The organism is Drancourtella sp. An12 (genome assembly GCF_002160935.1).
In the GTDB taxonomy this organism is placed as follows: Bacteria; Bacillota; Clostridia; order Lachnospirales; family Lachnospiraceae; genus Sellimonas; species Sellimonas catena.
Genome location: NZ_NFLO01000003.1, coordinates 174653 through 193059 on the forward strand (window position 1 = coordinate 174653; position 18407 = coordinate 193059).

Consider the following 18407-nt stretch of genomic DNA (forward strand, 5'->3'; position numbering starts at 1 on the left):
CAATCAGCAGCTCACGATCTCCGCAATATCCTCCTGTGCATTTACATGCCCGGATGCCTTCATTACAATTTCTTCCTCTTCTGTCAGTCCGGTAAATACTGCAATGCAGGCTTCGGATTTCGCATGCTCTTTTATATATTGTATATCAAAAGCCATCAGTTTGTCTCCCTTTTTTACGAAATCTCCGTTATTTACAAACATCTCGAAGCCTTTTCCTTCCAGTTTTACCGTATCTACACCGATATGAAGCAGATATTCTACGCCGTCCTCTGTTGTCAGGCCGATCGCATGATTGGTCGGGAATACGAAGCTGACTGTACTGTCTTCCGGTGCATAGACAACTCCTTCTTCCGGCATGACCATATAGCCGTCTCCCATCATCTTTCCTGCAAACGCTTCGTCAGGAGTATCTGTGATCGGATGCGCCTCCCCTGTAAACGGTGAGCAAAGCACCTTTTTCGTTGTCTTTTCTACTGTATTTTTCGTTTCTTCTTTCTTTTCTTCTTCCGGTTCCGGAGCTGTCTCCTGTGCGATGTACTCTTCATCCGGAGCATTCACAAGGTAGTCTTCCAGATTGGATTTTACAACGGTGACAGACGGTCCGTAGATAATCTGGATTCCCTGTCCCTTCTTCACAATTCCGGACGGACCGGTCTGTTTCAGAATCTGATCATTTACCAGTTCCGGTTTCACAACCGTGCAGCGCAATCTTGTTGCACAGCAGTCCACATCGGAAATATTTTTCTTTCCTCCAAGTCCCTGAGTGATAAGAATACTTCTCTCATCTCCTCCTGACACAGAACCATTCTGATCCTTTGCACCCTGTTTTGCCTTGTAGTCCGCTTTCGTATACAGTTTGGTCTCAGCATCGTCATCCTCACGCCCCGGTGTCTTCAAATTGAATTTCTGGATCAGGAATCGGAAAATCACATAGTAAAGAATAAAGTAAATAATACCTACCGGGATGATCCGCATCCAGTTTGTCTTGTCGTTGCCCTGTAAAATACCGAAGATGAACAGGTCGATAAATCCTCCGGAGAACGTCAGTCCCACAGCAATATTCAGGATGTGCGCAATCATATATGCCGCACCTGCCAGAATCACCTGAACTACAAAAAGCAGTGGAGCCACAAACAGGAAGGAAAATTCCAGAGGCTCTGTGATACCTGTCAGCATACAGGTCAGTGCTGCGGAAAGCAAAAGACCGCCGGCCTGTTTTTTCTTCTCTTTCTTTGCACAATGGTACATTGCAAGGGCTGCTCCCGGAAGTCCGAAGATCATGAAAATGAATTCTCCGGAGAAATATCTCGTCGCGTCTGCACTGAAGTGCACGGTGCTCGGATCAGCAAGCTGTGCGAAGAATATATTCTGTCCGCCCTGTACAAGCTGTCCTGCCACTTCCATCGTTCCGCCCACTGCGGTCTGCCAGAACGGAAGGTAAAATACGTGATGCAGTCCAAACGGGATCAGTGCACGTTTGATAATACCAAAAATCAAAGTACCGACATAACCGGTTCCTGTTACCAGTCCTCCAAGCGCGTAAATTCCATTCTGTACGAACGGCCATACGAAGAACAGAAGAATACCGACACCCACATAAACGATGGTGGAAATAATCGGCACAAATCTGGAACCGCCGAAGAATGACAACGCATTCGGGAGCACAATCTTATGGAATCTGTTGTGAAGCGCCGCCACACCAAGTCCTACAATGATACCTCCAAACACACCCATCTGCAATGTCTGAATACCAAGGACACTTGCCACCGTACCGCTGAGTACATCAGAAGCAACCGTGCCGTCCGCCAGGATGGTCCCGTCAATCTGAAGCATTGCATTAATGGTAACATTCATAACAAGAAACGCAATCATCGCAGAAAGCGCTGCTACTTCCTTTTCCTTCTTTGCCATACCGATTGCCACACCTACGGCAAATATAATCGGCAGGTTGTCAAAAATCGCATTTCCCGCTTTTGTCATAATCGTGAATAATGCGTTCAGCACTGTTCCTTCTCCAAGGATTCCTGCCAGATGATATGTCTCAATCGTCGTCGCATTCGTCAGCGAGCTTCCGATTCCAAGCAGCAGGCCGGCAACCGGAAGAATGGCGATCGGAAGCATGAAGCTTCGTCCAATCCTCTGAAGAACACCAAAAATTTTGTCTTTCATAGTTTCTCTCCTCTCTTTGATCTGACAGCAGTATTTTCTGAAAACAAAAAAGCATGAACTTCTCCCATCATACACTCCGGCTACTGTGCGGAATGTGTAAGGATAGTTCATGCCTGAAATTCAGTAACACGCTATCATATGCTGTTTTCTACTGTCAGTATATACTATGATTTAAGGCTGTGTCAATCATTTTCTAAAAATTCTATAAACTTTTCCTCGCTGTTCGTCCCTCCTACTGTGTTCTGATATGTGCAAGAAGCTCTTCTGTCAGCTGAATCGTGTCTTCCACTTCTTCGCCCAGGCTCTGAAGCTTTGTCTGCACCAGATAATCTGTAATCGGATTGTCAAATGCGAAATCCGCAAAGGTAAGAAATCCGCTGATTTCAGTCTGAAGTTTCGGTGATACTTCTACTTTCCGCAATGCTTTCTGAAAATCTGTCAGCCTGATTCTCGCCTGCTCGATCATTCCTTCTACCTCATTGATTCGGGAATGTTTCATATAGGTGCTGATCATGCTTCCCCCAAAAACGTCCAGAATTCCCCATTTTTTTGCACTGTTTAACTTTTCTCTGACTGTATACAGGCTTTCAAGCGCCTGTACTCCTGCTTCTTCTGCACACTTCAGATCCTCTCTCATCATTACTGCTTCCATCTCATTTTCCTCTCCTTCTGAATTTCATACCAAATAAAAAAGACTCCTATCATGACATCTGCCACAATAAAAGTCTTGCTATCTCATTTGCTACGGGTACCTCTCGATACCGGCTGACGATTACAAATCGACCTTCCGAAGAAGGTTTAAGCTACTCCCTTTCCATTGCTTGGAACGAATATAACACATTCAAATTTACTTGTCAATCCGATTTTACAAGATTTCGTATTCCGCTTCTTTTCTCGGCGCAGTTCTTCTGTAGGTTACCGCCGGATATCCGATCAGCATGCAGACTGCCACCGGCCTTCCCTCTTTGTCCAGAAAGTTTCTTACCTTTTCAGAGCACATCGTTGCCGCCTTCAGATAGCCATTATACAGCACGCCAAGGCCAAGCGCCTGAGCCATCATTTCGATATTCTGGGCTGCAAGTCCTGCGTCATCCAGGCGTTCTCCCATAATGTAAAGTACCGCCGGTGCGTTCCGGAAGAGAAATTCCTCCTTCGGATCCCGTGTTCTCCCTTTATAAAAGCTGTAAAGCAGCGCTGTCACCGGACTCTTTTCCCCTTTGTGCAGTTCCAGCTCCTCACCGATTCCTTCAAAGACCATCTCTTTGAATTCATCCAGCCTGTCCTGTACAATCACGAATTTCATTTTACGTTCATTCTTTGCCGTTGCCGTATGTGCCGCCACATCCAGAATCTTCCGGATTTTCTCTATTTCCACCGGCTGTTCTTTATAATTCCGGACACTTCTTCTGAATTTCACTGCATTTGCATATACTTCCGGATCCAGCTGAAAACGCTCTTTTTCATACGGAATCATCTCATCACTTTCATATTCCGTAATCTTCACCGCATCCATCGGACAGATCGCGGCGCAGTGTCCGCAAAGAATACATTCCCGTTTTACTGCCGCCTTTCCGTCTTCCAGCTTCAGGGCATGTCCTACACAGTCCTGAACACATTTTCCACATCCAATACATTGTTCTTCCTCAATCTTTACCATGCTTATTCTCCTTTATCTCATTTCCGGGCGAATCCTCATCTTTTCTGTCCAGCCAGACAGTAATTGCAGACGAAAGTGCGGACACAACCAGAATTCCCGCCGCCTCCGCACGGACGCTGTCCATAAACAGGTCTGCTCCCGCCAGCGTCATCATCTCAAACAGCATATCCAACACATACCACAGAAAGAATCTTCTGGATTTTCGGATCCATCCAAGGCTCATCATCGCTTTTGGAAGTGCTTTTGCCAGAATCTCCAAAGGTGCATCTGCTACAGCTGCCACCAGAAAAAACAGAAAAACACTTTTCATAGAGTTATAGTGGAATCCGAATAGCTTCATAATAAAACCGCCGATCACGGCTTCCAGAAAAACGACCGGAAGCGCCACTGCCAGAAACAATGCCGCTCCGATCAAAATCGATACAATTTTTGACTTTTTCATAGGATTTCGTATTTCTCAGTTTCCCTCTCTGCTTAATTAGATGCACAGTTTGCCGCGTCAATCGCAAGCACCAGCATCAGTGCCATAATTTCATCTGCAGAATCTGCAATGTCAATCACATAAGTATCTCCCCAGTGGAAAATCTCTTTGGAAATATGCATCACCAGAACACCGCCTGCAAAGGCATCGTATTCCCAGCCCATCATGTTTCCCTCGACCTGCCATCCTTTATAATCCACCATATATTTAGGACGGAGCAACGTCAGTTTCTTTGCAACAGTACCATAAAACTGTCCTCCTGCATAGATTTCAAAGGTCGGGAGGAGATGCAGCAGTTTCTCCTGAACCATACCGATCTCATTTTGAGTGGCATCATAAACTCTGAGCCGGTGTCCAATCGAGAAAAAATCTCCTTTCACAAAATAACGGACATTCCCGTATTCATCATAAATATCATAGGTATCCGTCCATGAAAATACTCTTTGTTTGATTAACAGTTTCATCCCTTTTCTCCTCTACTGTCTTCTTTTTCGCATTACATAATTAGTCAGCAAAATCCCCTGTTTTTCCACCTTCTGGGCACGGATCATCTCATAGCCTCTGGCCTCAAAAAATGGCCGGGCCGTAATCGAAGCATGGGTCTCAAACTCTTCTGCTTCCGATCCTCCTTCCAGAGCATCGCAGATCGCCGCAGCAATCCCATGCCTCTGAAACTCCTTGTGCACATACAGACGGTCCAGATATCCGGTCTCGTCCATATCTCCAAAGCCGGCAATTCTGCCGTCCTGTTCCGCAACTATCGTCCGATGCAGAAAAAAGGATTGGTTCCATGTATAAAGATCACGCTCTTTCGGAGCCCACACATCCAGCTGTTCCTTTGTATAATCAGCCGCATTGACCGTATGTACTGTATCATAGAAAAGCTGTGCCAGCGCTTTGGCATCTTCCTCCCGGTAAGGGCGAAGCCGCAGGGCTTTCTTTTTCTTACCGGAAAGCAGCATTTCCTTAACCCGGCTCTGATTCATTTCTTCCAGTACAAAGTCCGCATCCGGTGTCTCCTCTTTTGGGGAAATATTAGACCGGATATAAAACGTGTCGATGCCGGCATCTTTTGCGCCTTGGATATCGCAGATCCCGTCATTTCCAATCATGACAGCCTCTTCTCTTTTGATCTTTTCCTTTTCGAGGAGGAGCTCAAAAAAGCGTCGGTCCGGCTTTTTGACTCCATAGGAGGAAGAAATATAAATCCCGTCAAAATACCGGAAAATATCAAGTGCCTTCATCTCATACGCTGTGAATATCCTCTGAGCATTGGACAATAGATAGAGGAACCCTCCGGAGGCTTTTAAAGCCTCCAGAAGTTCCCGTGTCCCATCATAAAGCCGGATATACTCTGTCGTAAGAACCCGGAAAAACTGACCGGCATACACCGCAGTCTCTTTTAGGACGTCTGCCCCTTTCCGGCGGAATAATTCCAGAAAGACGTCCTCGATCTGAAGCTCTGGAAAGCTTTCATGGCTGTCGTGGCGCAATGCCTCTTTTTCCGCTTCCAAGGTCAACTCCCGGTATGTTTGCCGAAGTTCTTCAGCCGTATAATATGCTCCATAATACCCGTAAAATAGAGCCATTTTTTCCCACACTTCTATTTTAGTCTCATCCGTATGAATGTCAACCAATGTTCCGTATAAGTCAAAAATATAAGTCTGATACATTATTCTTCCCTCTTTATCATCTGTTTTGCTGTTAGAACAGATTTCCCACTGTTCTTGGGAACAACAGGGTATCCCGGATGTTGGATACTCCCGTCACATACATCAGCATCCGGTCAAATCCAAGGCCGAATCCGCTGTGCGGTACACTTCCGTATTTTCTTGTATCCAGATATGCCTGATATTCTTCCAGCGGCATTCCGCGCTTTTCCATCGCAGCAACAAGTTTTCCCATATCCGCTTCCCTCTCGCTGCATCCGATGATCTCTCCGATCCCCGGAACGAGCAGATCCGTTGCGGCAACTGTTTTCCCGTCCGGATTCTGTTTCATATAAAAGGCTTTGATATCAGCCGGATAGTCTACTACAAACACCGGCTTCTTTAAATATTCTTCCGTCAGGTATTTCTCATGCTCGGTCTGAAGGTCGCATCCCCATTCCACCGGATACTGGAATTCTTTTCCCGATTTCTGCAGAATTTCCACCGCCTCCGTGTAGGTCATCCGCCCAAAATCACTTTCAAGCACAAGGTTCAGCTTCTCGATCAGCCCTTTATCCACCCACTGGTTGAAAAACTGAATTTCATCCGGGCAGTGCTCCATAACATCCCTGATAATCGATTTAATAAAGTCTTCGCCAATCTCGATAATATCATCGATATCAGCAAAACAGACTTCCGGCTCCACCTGCCAGAATTCCGCCGCATGACGTGTCGTATTGCTGTGCTCCGCGCGGAAAGTCGGACCAAACGTATAAATTCTTCCAAGACCCATGGCCGCCATTTCGCCTTCAAGCTGTGCGGAAACCGTCAGTCCTGCCTTCGTTCCGAAAAAGTCGTCTTTAAAATAGCTTTCTTCATCCAGATAGGCGCTTCCGTTTTCTGCCCTCGCATCCCACGGCTGTGTGGTAACACGGAACATTTCCCCTGCTCCTTCACAGTCGCTTCCCGTAATAATCGGAGTATGAACATATTTATATCCGTTTTTATGAAAATAGTCGTGAACCGCATAGGACAGCTGATCACGAACCGCAAATAATGCCTCAAAATATCTCGTGCGCACACGAAGGTGCGGAATCGTCCTCAAAAACTCTACCGTGTGACGCTTTTTCTGAAGAGGAAAATCAGACGGGCAATTACCAAGCACCTCAATCGTCTGAATCTGAATTTCATAACCGTTGCGCTCGGATCTGACAAAAGAACCGACTGCCTTTAACGCTGCTCCCACATTGAACGCATTTTTATTTACTTCCACTTCATTCTTGTCAATCACCAACTGGATATTATTCAGACAAGTACCATCGTTCAATTCAATAAAGGAAACGCTTTTGGAATTTCTGGCAGTTCTCACCCACCCGCAGACTGTAACCGAAGTATCAACATAGCTTTCGGCGTCTGTCAATAGTTTTTTGATGTCAATATGCTTCATCTTTTTCACCCTCTTTTCTTGTTTTGTGTGTAAATGTAGATATTATATACACACTTTTTTGAAAAGTCAAGGTGCCTTTTTAAGATGATTACCATTTCTCCCAAAAGCTACTAAATCTCAGAACAGAAAAAATAGTATCCATCTTCCGAAAAGCGTACTTCTTCTCCCTTTGATTCATAGTATTCCTGAATACATTTTTCCGCATTCTCTCTTGCTTCCTCTGTCAGGCAACATTCTCCCGGCGGAATGACGCAGGCGGTCTCCTCATTTTTATACCCCAAATGAAACCGTGTACCGCTCTCTTCCAATATACCATTTAACAAAACAATATCCTGATACTTGATCATTTTATCCGCCCCGTTTCTATTACTCTTTATCTCTTCTTTTATGTACTGCATCCGACATTTCTAACAGTTCCTGATACCGGAAACACGTTTCCTTATGGTCATTGATGATGCCGCATGCCTGCAGATGGGAGTAAACAGTCACCGAACCCATATATTTTAATCCCCGCTTTTTCAGCTCTTTACTGATCCTGTCAGATAAGCCGTTTCTGGCTGGAACCTCTCCTTTCTGATGCCCGGTATACAGATATGTTTTCCCTTTTGTGAAACTCCAGATATAATCAGAAAAAGTGCCGAACTCTCCCCTGATCTTCTGAAAGCATTTGGCATTATGGATCACCGCCTCGATCTTTCTCCGGGAGCGTATCATACCTTCGGTTCCCATAATCCTTTCGATATCTGCCTCTCCGTATTCTGCCACTTTATCAAAATCAAAGGAATCAAAGCAGGCACGGAAAATTTCCCGCTTCTGAATCATCATATTCCAGTTCAGTCCGCACTGCATGACTTCCATCATCAAAAACTCAAACTGCTTCTGGTCATCCCGGAGCGGGACACCCCATTCTTCATCGTGATACTTCATCATTTTCTCATTGCACATACACCAGCCGCAACGCTCCATGCCATTCACCTCTCATTCGTTTTCTTCTGTCATTAAACATTCATCAGAATATCCTGAATATATCTTTTCAATCCAATCTCTGAGGAAATCGGATATTTGCTATTTATGAATTCATAATATTTTTTCATACGTTCTTTTGACATCGTTTCTTGAGACTGAATCTGCTCCTCGTATCCTTTACGGGCATCTTTCCATGGCTCTTCACTATGCGTGATCTGTTCCAACACTTTCCCCCCATATAAGCCAAATGTATTAACCACAAGATCGATCACATGCTTTTCATTCTCTGCAAGATCATCTGATATACCATTAAGGACTGCAAATCGTACATCATCAACCGGATTATATTTAAAATCTCTAAACAGATTATAAACTTCCGGATATACCGGGCCGTGTGCCCATGCTTCGCAGTCTTCCTCGAATAATGGATCTCCGAAGAGCACATAGTAAATACTCTGAATGAAATAAAGAAGCTTTTGAAGCATCAAAGGTGTAACCTCTTCCAAACTTTCAAAAATATATGCAATTGCCTGAAGCATTTTATCCGATACAGAAAACAGATTTTCCAGAGAATCCGCTGCCACAACGGCCTTATTATAAGCAGTTGACGCAATTTTCGAACGATTTTCTTTCAAACGGTTCTTCATATATGAGGGTGAAGTTAAAGCAGCTCTGATGATATCTGAGTATTCTTTTGATGGAATCTGTCCTGAAAGATACCTCGTTATTGTCACCTCGCCAAACCCCAATGCAAGAGATAGCGGCGCCTTTCCAAGATTATAAAGCTGCATCAGCTTCTTAATTTCCTCTGTTGACACAATTCCTTCTGTCTTTCGATACTGCTCATCCATCTCCTGTATATTCCTATCAAGAAGCCCCGGAATACTCATTTCTTTTCCACACTCGCTGCAAATCGCTGTCGTAATCGTAAACTGATATTCTTTATCTCTGATTTTCCTTACAACAGTTTTTTTACATAAAACATACTCTGTTTCTCTTCTGCATTCAACGCAGAAATCGATTCTACCCTTCTTTGACATATTCTTACCTCCTGACCCGGAATCTTTATTTGAAGTAATATTTAATCGGATAGCGTTGCTCATGAAATGAAACCACAATCACAAAACAATTCTCCAGCTTATTAAACTTGATATACAAAGATACTGTTTTTTCTCTGCTCCCAAACCGTTCTAATAGAGTAACATCTTTTCCAAAAACATAAAGTCTCTCATATTCATATCCTTTATGTTTATTTTGGAGAACCTCCGAAAAATCTTCCACTGATAAATCCAGTATAATCTTCCTGACTTTCTGTTCATCTAACACATAGTTAAAAAACAAATCCTGATTATCCTGTCTTCTATCATTTCTTTCCAGTCGGTATTTCCCGTTTTTGACTGCCTTTTTTACCTCGGAAAGATAACAATCTATTTCCTTTCTCCCTATATTCAATCTAAAACTCCCCTCATTTTAATGATTGATTTTTTCATTTATTCTATCATTAGATTACATCTATGATCGGTTTTTGTCAATATCCCATCACCGAAAAAGGACTCTGAAGTCCAGAATCCTTTTCGTTTCCTATCTCTCCCGATGTACATACATCCTCGTCATTTCTTCTTCCCCGTCTCCCTGCACCATGCAGTAGAATTCCCATCCATACCGTTCATAAAAGGAGTCATGGTCTGTGATGAGATAGAGCGTATCGATACCTTTTTCTTTCATGTCCCGGCAGACAGTCTCCAGCATCTTTCCTGCAATCCCGCGGCATCGAAATTCTTCTTCCACGTATACCGCGCAGACATTTGGCGTCAGATCTTTTCTATCATGGAAATCATTTTCAATCACTCCGATTCCACCGATGATCTGTTCTTCTTTTACAGCCAGATACCACTGCGGCACCGGATTTTCACTGTTCAGACTTTCTTCTATGCTTTCCAGATATGCATCCACCGGAACATTCCATTTTTCATGAAACCACTGTGCTGCCTTCTGCTTCCACTGCGGTTTTTCTCTTAAATTCATGATATGGTACTCACACATCGTTTTTCTCTCCCATGTTTCACTTTACTTCTATTGTTTTTTCAGATAGTTTTGCGTGTATGCACAAACGGCAAAGCATTTCCCGCACAGGTCTGTATCAATTCCGGTGCTGGCGTACATAATCTCTTTCTGCTTCTGATAGCATCGGTTGACATCAACAATCTTTTCCCGCTCCATTCCTGCACTCCAGAGGGTTCCTTTCAGTGCTCCTGCCGGACAGTGCTGAACACAAAGTGAACATCCGCCGCATCTGGATTTCTCCATCGGCTGTGCACATTCTAAAGGCGCATCCGTCAAAAGGGAGGAAATCCTGATAGCTGAACCATATTCCGGCGTCACCAGCAGGCAGTTTTTCCCGATCCATCCAAGCCCCGCCCGGACGGCCACTGTTTTATGCGGAATCTCAGAACGGTTTTCTTCATCTACTTTTACCCGGTCTGTTGTCTGCGCCCAGGCATGATACCCCTGTTCTTTCAGAAATGTTTCCCCCGCTGTTACAATCGTATTTAATTTCGCATTTAAGCTTCCATACAGCTCATAATATTCTTTTGTCGGAGCTGTTTTTAAATCCTCAATGACATGCTTCGGGATGGGAACCGCAACTGAAATCCCTGCCGGAAAACGGCACACCTGAACCGGGCGCATATCCCCGATTCCGACCAGCGCTGCTCCCTGTTCATAAAGCACCTGTTTCACCTGTTCTGTGATATTCATAGCTCTCACCTTCCTGTGCCGGATCAGTTAGTTTAGGGTAGAATTACTGATTATATAAAATGCCTCCTGGCTTGGCTGAACTTTTTTCTCTTTTAGTTCAAACATCCGGTCGAACTCTTCAAATTTATCCATATCAATTTCAAAAGCCGGACTTTCTCTGTAGTACCATGTTCTTCCATCCAGCACTCCCGGTTTTAACTCTTTTACCATCATTCCGGTCGGGAAGATCCCGCCTTCCAGACAGACAGAAAACCGTTTACAGCTCTTAAATCCACGAGCCACGTAATTATTCGGATCTCCCATAATGACAATCACATCATAGCCCATTTTTTCCGCAATCTCAAAGGAAGCTTCCAGGAGCTGTTTCCCGATTCCTTTTCTCTGGTACTCAGGAAGGACACTGAGCGGGCCGAATGTCAGCACTTTCTTTTCCTCGCCCGATTCATCTGTCAGCCTTGCAATCGTATACATGACATTTGCCACGATCCGGCCGTCCAGCTCGGCAACCAGATCCAGTTCCGGCACAAAGTCCTCATGAGCTCTGAGTTCATGTGCCACATAATGCTACGAGCATCCCGGAACATACACATTCCAGAATGCTTTCCGGATCAGATTTTCCACCTCTTTATAGTCCTGTTTTTCCTCTTTTCTGATTTTCAACATTTCCATCGTTTTCACCTCGAACTTATTGTAAAATCAATGCCGCAACATCGATGATAAACAGCACTGCCAGAACTCCGGTCAGCACAGAAAATGCCTTCTCCGGAATTTTCTTTGTCAGCCTGACAAACAGCGGCTGCAGCACATACAGAAAAATCATTCCTCCAATACCAAAACGGATACTTGGATTCAGCGCGATCCGCCCCTGAAAGTTAAAGGCAAACCGGGTATAATCCCACATCCAGCCGCCGGAAGTAAATTCCATAATATAACTTCCGATCAATTCTACCACCGTGGTAATCACAACAATTCCCACAAATACCAGAAGCGGCGTCACCAGAATCTTCCCCAGATAAATCTTCTTTTTCTGAAGACCTCCCAGTGTAAAAATCAAAATCAGTGCTCCGAAGCCGTAGATCACACAATACGGGCCAAACAGCACTCCTCTGTTGGAGAAGCCCCAGCGGTACACAACGACTTCCAAAAACACCTCATAAATCCATCCAATCATAGAATAAAGCATAAAATAGAAAAAATATTCCTGTACTTTTCTTTTCATAACCGTCCCCTTTCGTTTTCTCCTTTTGTCATCTTTTACGGTCTCTTCCTTTACATCTGCTTTCGCACAACCCGGTATTCATCCCCGTTCCGATAATACGGACAGGAATAATGCGGCTCCATACGCAGCCGGACATAATCGTCTTCATCCATCGCGGCATCACAGACATATTCGTCATACTCTTCATCATAAATATAGTAAGCACAGCTGCTACAGCTCTGTGCAGATTGATTTCCCATTGACGTTCCCTCCTCTTCTCTGTCATTTCTGCTATCAGTGTATCATATCAGGGCTTTTAAGAAAAGCAAGGAAACATTCCGTTTCTCATTTTCTTCCATATCTCTTTCTTTTTTCTCTGACTCCTTGTAAAATAGAAAAAAACAGGCGGAGATCAGGAGGGAACAATGGAAATCAAAGAATATTTCAGCACAAAATATCAGGCACACTGGCTTGAGGAAATCAGGCAAAGCGACTGGAGCGCAGGTCAGTTTCTCTATGAACTGTTGAGCAAGAATGAGATCCATGAATTCTGCGGTAATCATGTGAGACTTTTTCTTCTGACAGAAGGCAAAAAGCTGGTCTCATTCTGCACCTTATCAGACATCGATGACATCAAAAATACAGACCTTGGTCCCTGGATCGGATTTGTCTATACCTTCCCGCAGTACAGAGGCCACCGGTATATGGGACTTCTTCTGGATCATGCGTGCAGGACTGCAAAAGAGGACGGCGCTGGAGAAGTGTTCATCGCTACCGGAGAAACCGGGCTGTATGAAACATACGGATATTCCTTTTATCAGATGATGGAAAATGCTGTTGGTGTCATGTCCAGAGTCTACCGAAAAGATTTGTCATGAGAAACAATCTTCATGCATAAAAAAACAGAGCCTGTCCCAAAACAGACCCTGTTTTTTCTTTTTTTACCCCCATACTTCTTCCGCGATCTCTTTTACAAGCGCAAGTTTTGCCCACTGTTCTTCCTCAGTCAGCTTATTCCCGATCTCGCAGGAAGCGAATCCACACTGCGGGCTTAAATACAGCCGGTCAAGAGGAATGTATTTTGCCGCCTCATAAATCCGTTTTTTCACTTCTTCTTTCTCTTCCAGAACCGGTGACTTTGTTGTAATCAGTCCAAGTACTACCTTTTTCTCTCCGGTCACTTCTGCAAGCGGTGCAAAGCTTCCGGAACGCTCATCGTCATATTCCAGATAGAATGCGTCTACCTGTTCTTCTCCGAACAGCGGTTTTGCAATCGGATCGTAAGCTCCGCTGCTGAAGTATGCGGAATGATAATTCCCCCTGCAGACATGTGTTGTAATCACCAGATCCTCCGGCTGATTCTGGATGGCCAGATTGTTGACTTTTACAAATTTCTCTGCACTTTCCTGGATTTCTTCCCTGCTTCCGGCAAATCCTTCCGCCACAAGAAGTCCCCAGGTACAGTCGTCAAGCTGAAGATTCCGGCATCCCGCATCATACAGATCCCTGATCACTTTCCGGTAACCTTCTGCGATATCCTCCATCAGTTCCTCGTCCGTCTTATAAACCTTTCTTGTCTGTTCCAGATTTCCCGGAATCAGCATCTGGGCAAAAAACTGGGCCGGTGCCGGAATCGTCTGTTTTGCCACGGTATGCTCATCTTCCAGCGCTTTGACAAACCGGAAATGCTCTACAAACGGATGTGTGCCCACCCGGATTTTTCCGGTCAGCCAGGTATCATCGAGCATTGCATCTTCTCCCTGAAAAGCGATGCCCTGTTCTGTCTTTTTATGAGCCACTCCCTCAAATCCCCACATAAAGTCCAGATGCCATGTGGATCGGCGGAATTCTCCATCTGTAATCACATGATATCCTGCCTCTTTCTGCTTCTTTACCAGATCCCGGATCGCCTCATCCTCCACAGCCTTTAATTCCTCTGCTGTAATTTTTCCTTCTTCCAGTGCTTTCCTTGCCTCCTTTAATTTTTCCGGGCGTAAAAAGCTTCCTACATAATCATATCGAAACGGTGCATGTTGTTTTGCCATGATGTCTTCCTCCATTCTTTTCCTGTCAGTTTTCTGATGGGTTTCAGTATACCGCTTCTCCATCCATTTGAAAAATACAAAAAAACAGCGTTCCGCCATAGCGTAAAACTATGACAGACGCTGTCTGTGTGGAATATGCTGTTTTAAAGCTTCCATATATGCTTTCCCGTAACGGCTCAGCGGCATGTTTTTCTGCGTGATGGTGCCGATCCGCATCTTCTCATCCACATCCAGAGGCCGTGCAATGATATTTTCCCCGTTCAGCTCTTTACTGATCACTCCGGAACTGACCGTATATCCGTTAAGTCCGATCACCAGATTAAACAATGTTGCCCGGTCCCGGACTTTGATGTTTTTCCTGCGGTCCAGCGTGCTTAAAATCTCTTCCGAAAAATAGAAGGAATTGTATTCTCCCTGCTCAAAGGAAAGATACGGATAGTCCGCCAGATCGTCAAGCGTTACCATCTCCTCCCCTGCCAGCGGGTGCTCTGCTGACAGAAACACATGGGGTTTTGCCACAAATAGTTCACGGAATACCAGTCCGTTCATCCGGATCATCTTCTGAATGATTTCTTCATTTTTGGAGGAAGTATAGAGGATTCCGATCTCACTTTTCAGCCGGCTGACATCCTCGATAATCTCATAGGTCTGGGTTTCTCTCAGCGTAAAATCGTACTTTTTCCCGCCAAATTCACGTATCACATCCACAAAGGCGTTGACCGCGAAAGAATAATGCTGACAGGAGACGGAAAATCTGGAACGCCGTTCTTTCTTGTTCAAAAAGCGCTCTTCCAGAAGGCTGGTCTGCTCCAGAACCTGTCTTGCATATGCGAGAAATTCATCACCCTCATTGGAAATCGTCACGCCCTTGTTGGTGCGGTGAAAAATCGTGATCTGCATCTCCTTTTCCAGTTCCCGGATGGCATTGGTGAGACTTGGCTGCGAAACAAATAGCTGCCTTGCCGCCTCTGTAATATTTCCTGTCTCCGCCACGGTCACAATATATCTTAACTGCTGTAATGTCATCTTCCGTTACCTGCTTTCTGTCCGGGTACATTTCCCTGATTAAAAGGGCAGCGTCAATCGCTGCCCCTGGCTTAAAAGTATATAGGAAAGATAAGATTTTGTCAATTTGCCTTCTCTGGATTCTTACTTCCAGATCCAGCACAATCCGTTATAAAAATATTCCATCGCATACTCCCCGTTATGAGTGCCGCCTTCCTGTTCGAGGAAATAAAGGTTGCCTTCCCCTTCATTGTCCGCATAACGGAATGTTCCGCTGCTTTCGCCTGCCATTGCCTCAATCTGGTTTTTGAAAGAGGAATAGGCAAAATCATCCGTACCGGATGCCGCAAAAATAAAGAAATCATCCCAGTCATGTCCAGAATCCTGTACCATCGACGCCATAACTTCTCCATCGTTCGTAAGGCTTCCGCTGGACGGCATGAAGTAGCGGAAATAATCCAGACAGTACTCAAATGTCCTCCATGTTGCTACAGATCCCATGGAGAATCCGCAAAATGCCCGGTGGTCTCTCGAAGCCCGCAGCCCTTCCAGCGAAGTTTCCTCCGCATAAGTACTGTAAGTCCCCTCGACAGCCGGAATCAGATCGTTAACCAGCTCATTGTGATAATTCTCGGTCAGCTGAAGTGCCAGAGAATAATCGGCACTGTCCTCTTCACTTTCATTATTGTAAGTCGGGCAGACCACAATCATCGGCTCGATTTTCCCGTCTGCCATGGCATTGTCCAGCACATTTTTAAAATCATTCGGCCGGTCCGGCGTTCCCAGATAGGTCGTCTCGTTGCTCCATCCACCGTATCGCTTTGTTCCTGCTCACATCCTGCCAGAAGCATCAGCGCTGCCAGAAGTCCGACCAGTACTTTGCTCTTTTTCATCGCAATTTCAGCCTCCTGCCTCTTTTTGATTCACTATTTTTGTTCTCAAAAATCAATCGTGAATCTTATAGTTTGCAAGCAGCATCTCTGCAATTCCAGGTGCTTCCGGATCGTGTTTTCCCTTTCCGGTATCCATTGCACGGATTGCGTTCATCTCTTCTTCTGTCAGTTCAAAATCAAAAAGATCGATATTTCCCGCAATTCGTTCCGGATTTGTGGATCTCGGAAGAATAATCAGACCTTCCTGAAGTTCAAAACGAAGAACAATCTGTCCGGCATTTTTGCCGTATTTTTCTGCAATCTTTGTCACTGCCGGATGAGAAAGCATTGCAGCATTTCCACTTCCCAACGGCTGATATGCTTCAATTTTCACATCATGTTCTGCAAGTAATGCTTTTAATTCTTTCTGCTGGAAAAACGGGTTGCATTCCACCTGATTAACTGCCGGAATGGTGGATGCCTGCGGCAGAAATTCTTTCCAGATCTTCGGAGTCATGTTGCTTACGCCGATGGATTTCAGGACACCATCTTCCTTTGCTTCCTCAAGAGCCTTCCAGGCTCCTGCCACATCTCCGTACGGCTGGTGCAGAAGATACAGGTCAATATAGTCCATACCCAGTTTTTCCAGAGAAGTCTCCAATCCTTTCTTTGCTGCTTCATATCCATAATCCTGAAGCCAGAGCTTGCTTGTGATAAAAATTTCTTCTCTCGGAATTCCGCTGTCCCTTACTGCCTTTTATGCTGAGATCAATCTGTTGCTTTCGATTTTATTATAAATCCCGGATCTCCACATCAGAAGTATCTTTTGGTTTGGCAGTATATACCGAAAGGTTTCTTCTATTTCAGATACATGTCAATGTAATCAAAAAACGGCTTCTTCTCCACCTGATCCTGATTCTGTCTGTACCACGCAAAGGCTTCCGAAAGTCCTTCCTCCAATGGTTTTGCATCCGGCATGAGTGCACACTGTCTGGTCACATCCAGCTGGTATTCATACTCGCAGAAACTGAAATAATTTCTCTGTTCAACCGCTTCCTGAACATTTACAAATTCAGCCGTTTTTCCCGCAGCACGGTAACAGAGCCCGGCCCAGTCCCGGACAGAAATCATTTCCGGATTTCCCACATTAAAAATATGCTGTTCCGGTTTTCTCTCCAGTAGAATATCCAGAAATCTGCACAGATCCTGAATGTGGAAAAACTGCAGTTTCAGACTGCCGTCTCCCGGCAGATAAAACGGCCGGTCTGCCATCGCACAGTCAAATACAAAGGCTTCCCGGTAGATATCATTCATCGGCCCGTATAAGTACGGCGGCCTTATAATAAATGCATCCGGATCTCTCTTTTGCAGCACTGCTTCTGCCTCGATCTTGTCTGTGCCATATTTTCTCCAGTATGTATTCTCAGCAAGCGGCGTTTCTTCCGCAAACGGCTGCGGGAGATTGTCCGGATAAACTGCGCTGGAACTGATGAAAACATAATTTTCATAACTTCCAAGCGCATCCAGAAGCAGCTCCACTTCTTTTGCCGTATAGCCCGTATCAATCACAACATCAAAATGAAGATCACGAAGACGATCCCCCAGATGATACCGGTCCGCCTCGATCAGCCGCACGCCGTCAGACTGTTTCTTCGTGTTTCTGTTCAGTACACTGACATCATATCCTTTCCCAACATAGTACTCTGCAATGTATCTGCTTACAAATGCGGTTCCCCCTGTTACAAGTACTTTTTTCATACATCCTCCATTTTTCTTATGTAAAGCCGGGTTAAATCCGGCTGCAAAATTCTATAATTTCCTCTTTCCTTTTCTTCGCATCCTCTTTACATTCTACGGAGCATAGTCCAAGGCTTCCGCAGCACTCAATTTCCAGATGTCCATAGAAGTGTTCGAGTGTTTTAATAATCCGTTCGCATTCCTTCATATTTGGTCCCGTTCTTAATACAACTGCATAGCCTTTTTTCCCGCCCGGACAGACGCATGAGGTTCGTGTGTATTACACCATGGCGTACATCTGTCGATAAAGACTTTAAACTGCCCCGGAACATCCGCCCAGTAGGAAGGTGATTATTTTTACTATCCTATCACAGGCATGTTCTGGACACAAGAGTATTATTTATAAGACAAGGGCACCGCCCTG

24 protein-coding genes and 1 pseudogene are annotated in these 18407 nt (G+C 44.8%); 1 reads left to right on the top strand and 24 read right to left on the bottom strand.

Annotated features, from left to right (window positions below):
- Positions 1 to 3: 3 nt before the first annotated feature.
- The 17 genes and pseudogenes from B5E64_RS04905 to B5E64_RS04980 all read right to left on the bottom strand — a co-directional run bounded on the left by B5E64_RS04905 (position 4) and on the right by B5E64_RS04980 (position 12584).
- Positions 4 to 2169, bottom strand: coding sequence for a PTS transporter subunit IIABC (locus B5E64_RS04905; protein ID WP_087167409.1), 2166 nt, complete (start codon positions 2167 to 2169; stop codon positions 4 to 6).
- A 232-nt stretch (positions 2170 to 2401) separates the two neighbouring features.
- On the bottom strand, positions 2402 to 2821 hold the full coding sequence (locus B5E64_RS04910; protein WP_087167410.1) for a hypothetical protein: 420 nt from the start codon (positions 2819 to 2821) through the stop codon (positions 2402 to 2404).
- Between the two features lie 213 nt (positions 2822 to 3034).
- The gene (locus B5E64_RS04915; protein WP_087167411.1) at positions 3035 to 3826 is read right to left on the bottom strand and encodes a nitroreductase family protein; all 792 of its coding nucleotides are present in this window, start codon (positions 3824 to 3826) and stop codon (positions 3035 to 3037) included.
- Positions 3813 to 4268: a YrvL family regulatory protein gene (locus B5E64_RS04920; protein WP_087167412.1), complete on the bottom strand. Its 456-nt coding sequence runs from the start codon at positions 4266 to 4268 to the stop codon at positions 3813 to 3815. Before B5E64_RS04920 ends, B5E64_RS04915 begins: the two co-directional genes overlap by 14 nt.
- A gap of 32 nt (positions 4269 to 4300) precedes the next feature.
- A complete protein-coding gene (locus B5E64_RS04925; protein ID WP_087167413.1) occupies positions 4301 to 4771 on the bottom strand; it encodes an LURP-one-related family protein in 471 nt (156 codons plus the stop codon).
- 12 nt (positions 4772 to 4783) lie between these two features.
- Complete coding sequence (locus B5E64_RS18340) at positions 4784 to 5239, bottom strand: GNAT family N-acetyltransferase (protein ID WP_343284047.1); 456 nt, start codon at positions 5237 to 5239, stop codon at positions 4784 to 4786.
- 78 nt (positions 5240 to 5317) lie between these two features.
- Positions 5318 to 5980 (bottom strand): annotated as a pseudogene (locus tag B5E64_RS18345) (HAD family hydrolase); the annotation flags it as partial.
- A gap of 31 nt (positions 5981 to 6011) precedes the next feature.
- Positions 6012 to 7403: an asparagine--tRNA ligase gene (asnS, locus tag B5E64_RS04935; protein WP_087167415.1), complete on the bottom strand. Its 1392-nt coding sequence runs from the start codon at positions 7401 to 7403 to the stop codon at positions 6012 to 6014.
- A 110-nt stretch (positions 7404 to 7513) separates the two neighbouring features.
- Entirely contained in the window at positions 7514 to 7750 is a 237-nt protein-coding gene (locus B5E64_RS04940; protein ID WP_087167416.1) for a hypothetical protein, read from the bottom strand.
- A gap of 19 nt (positions 7751 to 7769) precedes the next feature.
- On the bottom strand, positions 7770 to 8369 hold the full coding sequence (locus tag B5E64_RS04945) for a DNA-3-methyladenine glycosylase I (RefSeq protein WP_087167417.1): 600 nt from the start codon (positions 8367 to 8369) through the stop codon (positions 7770 to 7772).
- Positions 8370 to 8401: 32 nt separating this feature from the next.
- A complete protein-coding gene (locus B5E64_RS04950; RefSeq protein WP_087167418.1) occupies positions 8402 to 9409 on the bottom strand; it encodes a type II toxin-antitoxin system antitoxin SocA domain-containing protein in 1008 nt (335 codons plus the stop codon).
- Positions 9410 to 9434: 25 nt separating this feature from the next.
- Positions 9435 to 9821, bottom strand: coding sequence for a type II toxin-antitoxin system MqsR family toxin (locus tag B5E64_RS04955; RefSeq protein ID WP_087167419.1), 387 nt, complete (start codon positions 9819 to 9821; stop codon positions 9435 to 9437).
- A 129-nt stretch (positions 9822 to 9950) separates the two neighbouring features.
- Positions 9951 to 10394 (bottom strand): GNAT family N-acetyltransferase, encoded by a 444-nt coding sequence (locus B5E64_RS04960; RefSeq protein ID WP_242960089.1) that lies wholly within the window; start codon positions 10392 to 10394, stop codon positions 9951 to 9953.
- 48 nt (positions 10395 to 10442) lie between these two features.
- Positions 10443 to 11126, bottom strand: coding sequence for a 4Fe-4S double cluster binding domain-containing protein (locus tag B5E64_RS04965; RefSeq protein WP_087167421.1), 684 nt, complete (start codon positions 11124 to 11126; stop codon positions 10443 to 10445).
- Positions 11127 to 11153: 27 nt separating this feature from the next.
- Positions 11154 to 11684: an N-acetyltransferase gene (locus tag B5E64_RS04970; protein WP_343284046.1), complete on the bottom strand. Its 531-nt coding sequence runs from the start codon at positions 11682 to 11684 to the stop codon at positions 11154 to 11156.
- A gap of 127 nt (positions 11685 to 11811) precedes the next feature.
- A complete protein-coding gene (locus tag B5E64_RS04975) occupies positions 11812 to 12345 on the bottom strand; it encodes a putative ABC transporter permease (protein WP_087167422.1) in 534 nt (177 codons plus the stop codon).
- 50 nt (positions 12346 to 12395) lie between these two features.
- Positions 12396 to 12584: a DUF6472 family protein gene (locus B5E64_RS04980; protein WP_087167423.1), complete on the bottom strand. Its 189-nt coding sequence runs from the start codon at positions 12582 to 12584 to the stop codon at positions 12396 to 12398.
- A 165-nt stretch (positions 12585 to 12749) separates the two neighbouring features.
- Between B5E64_RS04980 and B5E64_RS04985 the strand changes: the two genes are divergently transcribed.
- Positions 12750 to 13202, top strand: coding sequence for a GNAT family N-acetyltransferase (locus B5E64_RS04985; protein ID WP_087167424.1), 453 nt, complete (start codon positions 12750 to 12752; stop codon positions 13200 to 13202).
- A gap of 63 nt (positions 13203 to 13265) precedes the next feature.
- Here the strand turns inward: B5E64_RS04985 and B5E64_RS04990 are convergent, their stop codons facing one another.
- From B5E64_RS04990 to B5E64_RS18735, 7 genes are all read right to left on the bottom strand, one after another.
- The gene (locus B5E64_RS04990; protein ID WP_087167522.1) at positions 13266 to 14369 is read right to left on the bottom strand and encodes a 5-methyltetrahydropteroyltriglutamate--homocysteine S-methyltransferase; all 1104 of its coding nucleotides are present in this window, start codon (positions 14367 to 14369) and stop codon (positions 13266 to 13268) included.
- Positions 14370 to 14477: 108 nt separating this feature from the next.
- Positions 14478 to 15395 carry a LysR family transcriptional regulator gene (locus tag B5E64_RS04995; RefSeq protein WP_087167425.1) on the bottom strand — a complete coding sequence of 306 codons (918 nt, stop codon included), beginning with the start codon at positions 15393 to 15395 and terminating at the stop codon, positions 14478 to 14480.
- A 123-nt stretch (positions 15396 to 15518) separates the two neighbouring features.
- Entirely contained in the window at positions 15519 to 16109 is a 591-nt protein-coding gene (locus tag B5E64_RS05000; RefSeq protein ID WP_140398823.1) for a hypothetical protein, read from the bottom strand.
- The gene (locus B5E64_RS05005; RefSeq protein ID WP_087167427.1) at positions 16082 to 16267 is read right to left on the bottom strand and encodes a hypothetical protein; all 186 of its coding nucleotides are present in this window, start codon (positions 16265 to 16267) and stop codon (positions 16082 to 16084) included. The genes B5E64_RS05000 and B5E64_RS05005 overlap by 28 nt, the downstream gene beginning before the upstream one ends.
- A 52-nt stretch (positions 16268 to 16319) precedes the next feature.
- Complete coding sequence (locus B5E64_RS05010) at positions 16320 to 16982, bottom strand: aldo/keto reductase (RefSeq protein WP_087167428.1); 663 nt, start codon at positions 16980 to 16982, stop codon at positions 16320 to 16322.
- A 122-nt stretch (positions 16983 to 17104) separates the two neighbouring features.
- Entirely contained in the window at positions 17105 to 18004 is a 900-nt protein-coding gene (locus B5E64_RS05015; RefSeq protein WP_087167429.1) for an NAD-dependent epimerase/dehydratase family protein, read from the bottom strand.
- Positions 18005 to 18035: 31 nt separating this feature from the next.
- Positions 18036 to 18191 (bottom strand): hypothetical protein, encoded by a 156-nt coding sequence (locus B5E64_RS18735; protein ID WP_330677587.1) that lies wholly within the window; start codon positions 18189 to 18191, stop codon positions 18036 to 18038.
- Positions 18192 to 18407 lie beyond the last annotated feature (216 nt).

Excerpts from the sequence above, each read along its gene's own strand:
- B5E64_RS04995 (WP_087167425.1), bottom strand. The coding sequence starts at position 15,395 with ATGACATTACAGCAGTTAAGATATATTGTGACCGTGGCGGAGACAGGA.
- B5E64_RS05005 (WP_087167427.1), bottom strand. The coding sequence starts at position 16,267 with ATGAAAAAGAGCAAAGTACTGGTCGGACTTCTGGCAGCGCTGATGCTT.
- B5E64_RS05000 (WP_140398823.1), bottom strand. The coding sequence starts at position 16,109 with ATGGCAGACGGGAAAATCGAGCCGATGATTGTGGTCTGCCCGACTTAC.
- B5E64_RS04965 (WP_087167421.1), bottom strand. The coding sequence starts at position 11,126 with ATGAATATCACAGAACAGGTGAAACAGGTGCTTTATGAACAGGGAGCA.
- B5E64_RS04960 (WP_242960089.1), bottom strand. The coding sequence starts at position 10,394 with ATGAATTTAAGAGAAAAACCGCAGTGGAAGCAGAAGGCAGCACAGTGG.
- B5E64_RS04990 (WP_087167522.1), bottom strand. The coding sequence starts at position 14,369 with ATGGCAAAACAACATGCACCGTTTCGATATGATTATGTAGGAAGCTTT.
- B5E64_RS04980 (WP_087167423.1), bottom strand. The coding sequence starts at position 12,584 with ATGGGAAATCAATCTGCACAGAGCTGTAGCAGCTGTGCTTACTATATT.
- B5E64_RS04910 (WP_087167410.1), bottom strand. The coding sequence starts at position 2,821 with ATGGAAGCAGTAATGATGAGAGAGGATCTGAAGTGTGCAGAAGAAGCA.
- B5E64_RS04985 (WP_087167424.1), top strand. The coding sequence starts at position 12,750 with ATGGAAATCAAAGAATATTTCAGCACAAAATATCAGGCACACTGGCTT.
- B5E64_RS04940 (WP_087167416.1), bottom strand. The coding sequence starts at position 7,750 with ATGATCAAGTATCAGGATATTGTTTTGTTAAATGGTATATTGGAAGAG.
- B5E64_RS04950 (WP_087167418.1), bottom strand. The coding sequence starts at position 9,409 with ATGTCAAAGAAGGGTAGAATCGATTTCTGCGTTGAATGCAGAAGAGAA.
- B5E64_RS18735 (WP_330677587.1), bottom strand. The coding sequence starts at position 18,191 with ATGAAGGAATGCGAACGGATTATTAAAACACTCGAACACTTCTATGGA.
- B5E64_RS04925 (WP_087167413.1), bottom strand. The coding sequence starts at position 4,771 with ATGAAACTGTTAATCAAACAAAGAGTATTTTCATGGACGGATACCTAT.
- B5E64_RS05015 (WP_087167429.1), bottom strand. The coding sequence starts at position 18,004 with ATGAAAAAAGTACTTGTAACAGGGGGAACCGCATTTGTAAGCAGATAC.
- B5E64_RS04915 (WP_087167411.1), bottom strand. The coding sequence starts at position 3,826 with ATGGTAAAGATTGAGGAAGAACAATGTATTGGATGTGGAAAATGTGTT.
- B5E64_RS04920 (WP_087167412.1), bottom strand. The coding sequence starts at position 4,268 with ATGAAAAAGTCAAAAATTGTATCGATTTTGATCGGAGCGGCATTGTTT.
- asnS (WP_087167415.1), bottom strand. The coding sequence starts at position 7,403 with ATGAAGCATATTGACATCAAAAAACTATTGACAGACGCCGAAAGCTAT.
- B5E64_RS04945 (WP_087167417.1), bottom strand. The coding sequence starts at position 8,369 with ATGGAGCGTTGCGGCTGGTGTATGTGCAATGAGAAAATGATGAAGTAT.
- B5E64_RS04905 (WP_087167409.1), bottom strand. The coding sequence starts at position 2,169 with ATGAAAGACAAAATTTTTGGTGTTCTTCAGAGGATTGGACGAAGCTTC.
- B5E64_RS04975 (WP_087167422.1), bottom strand. The coding sequence starts at position 12,345 with ATGAAAAGAAAAGTACAGGAATATTTTTTCTATTTTATGCTTTATTCT.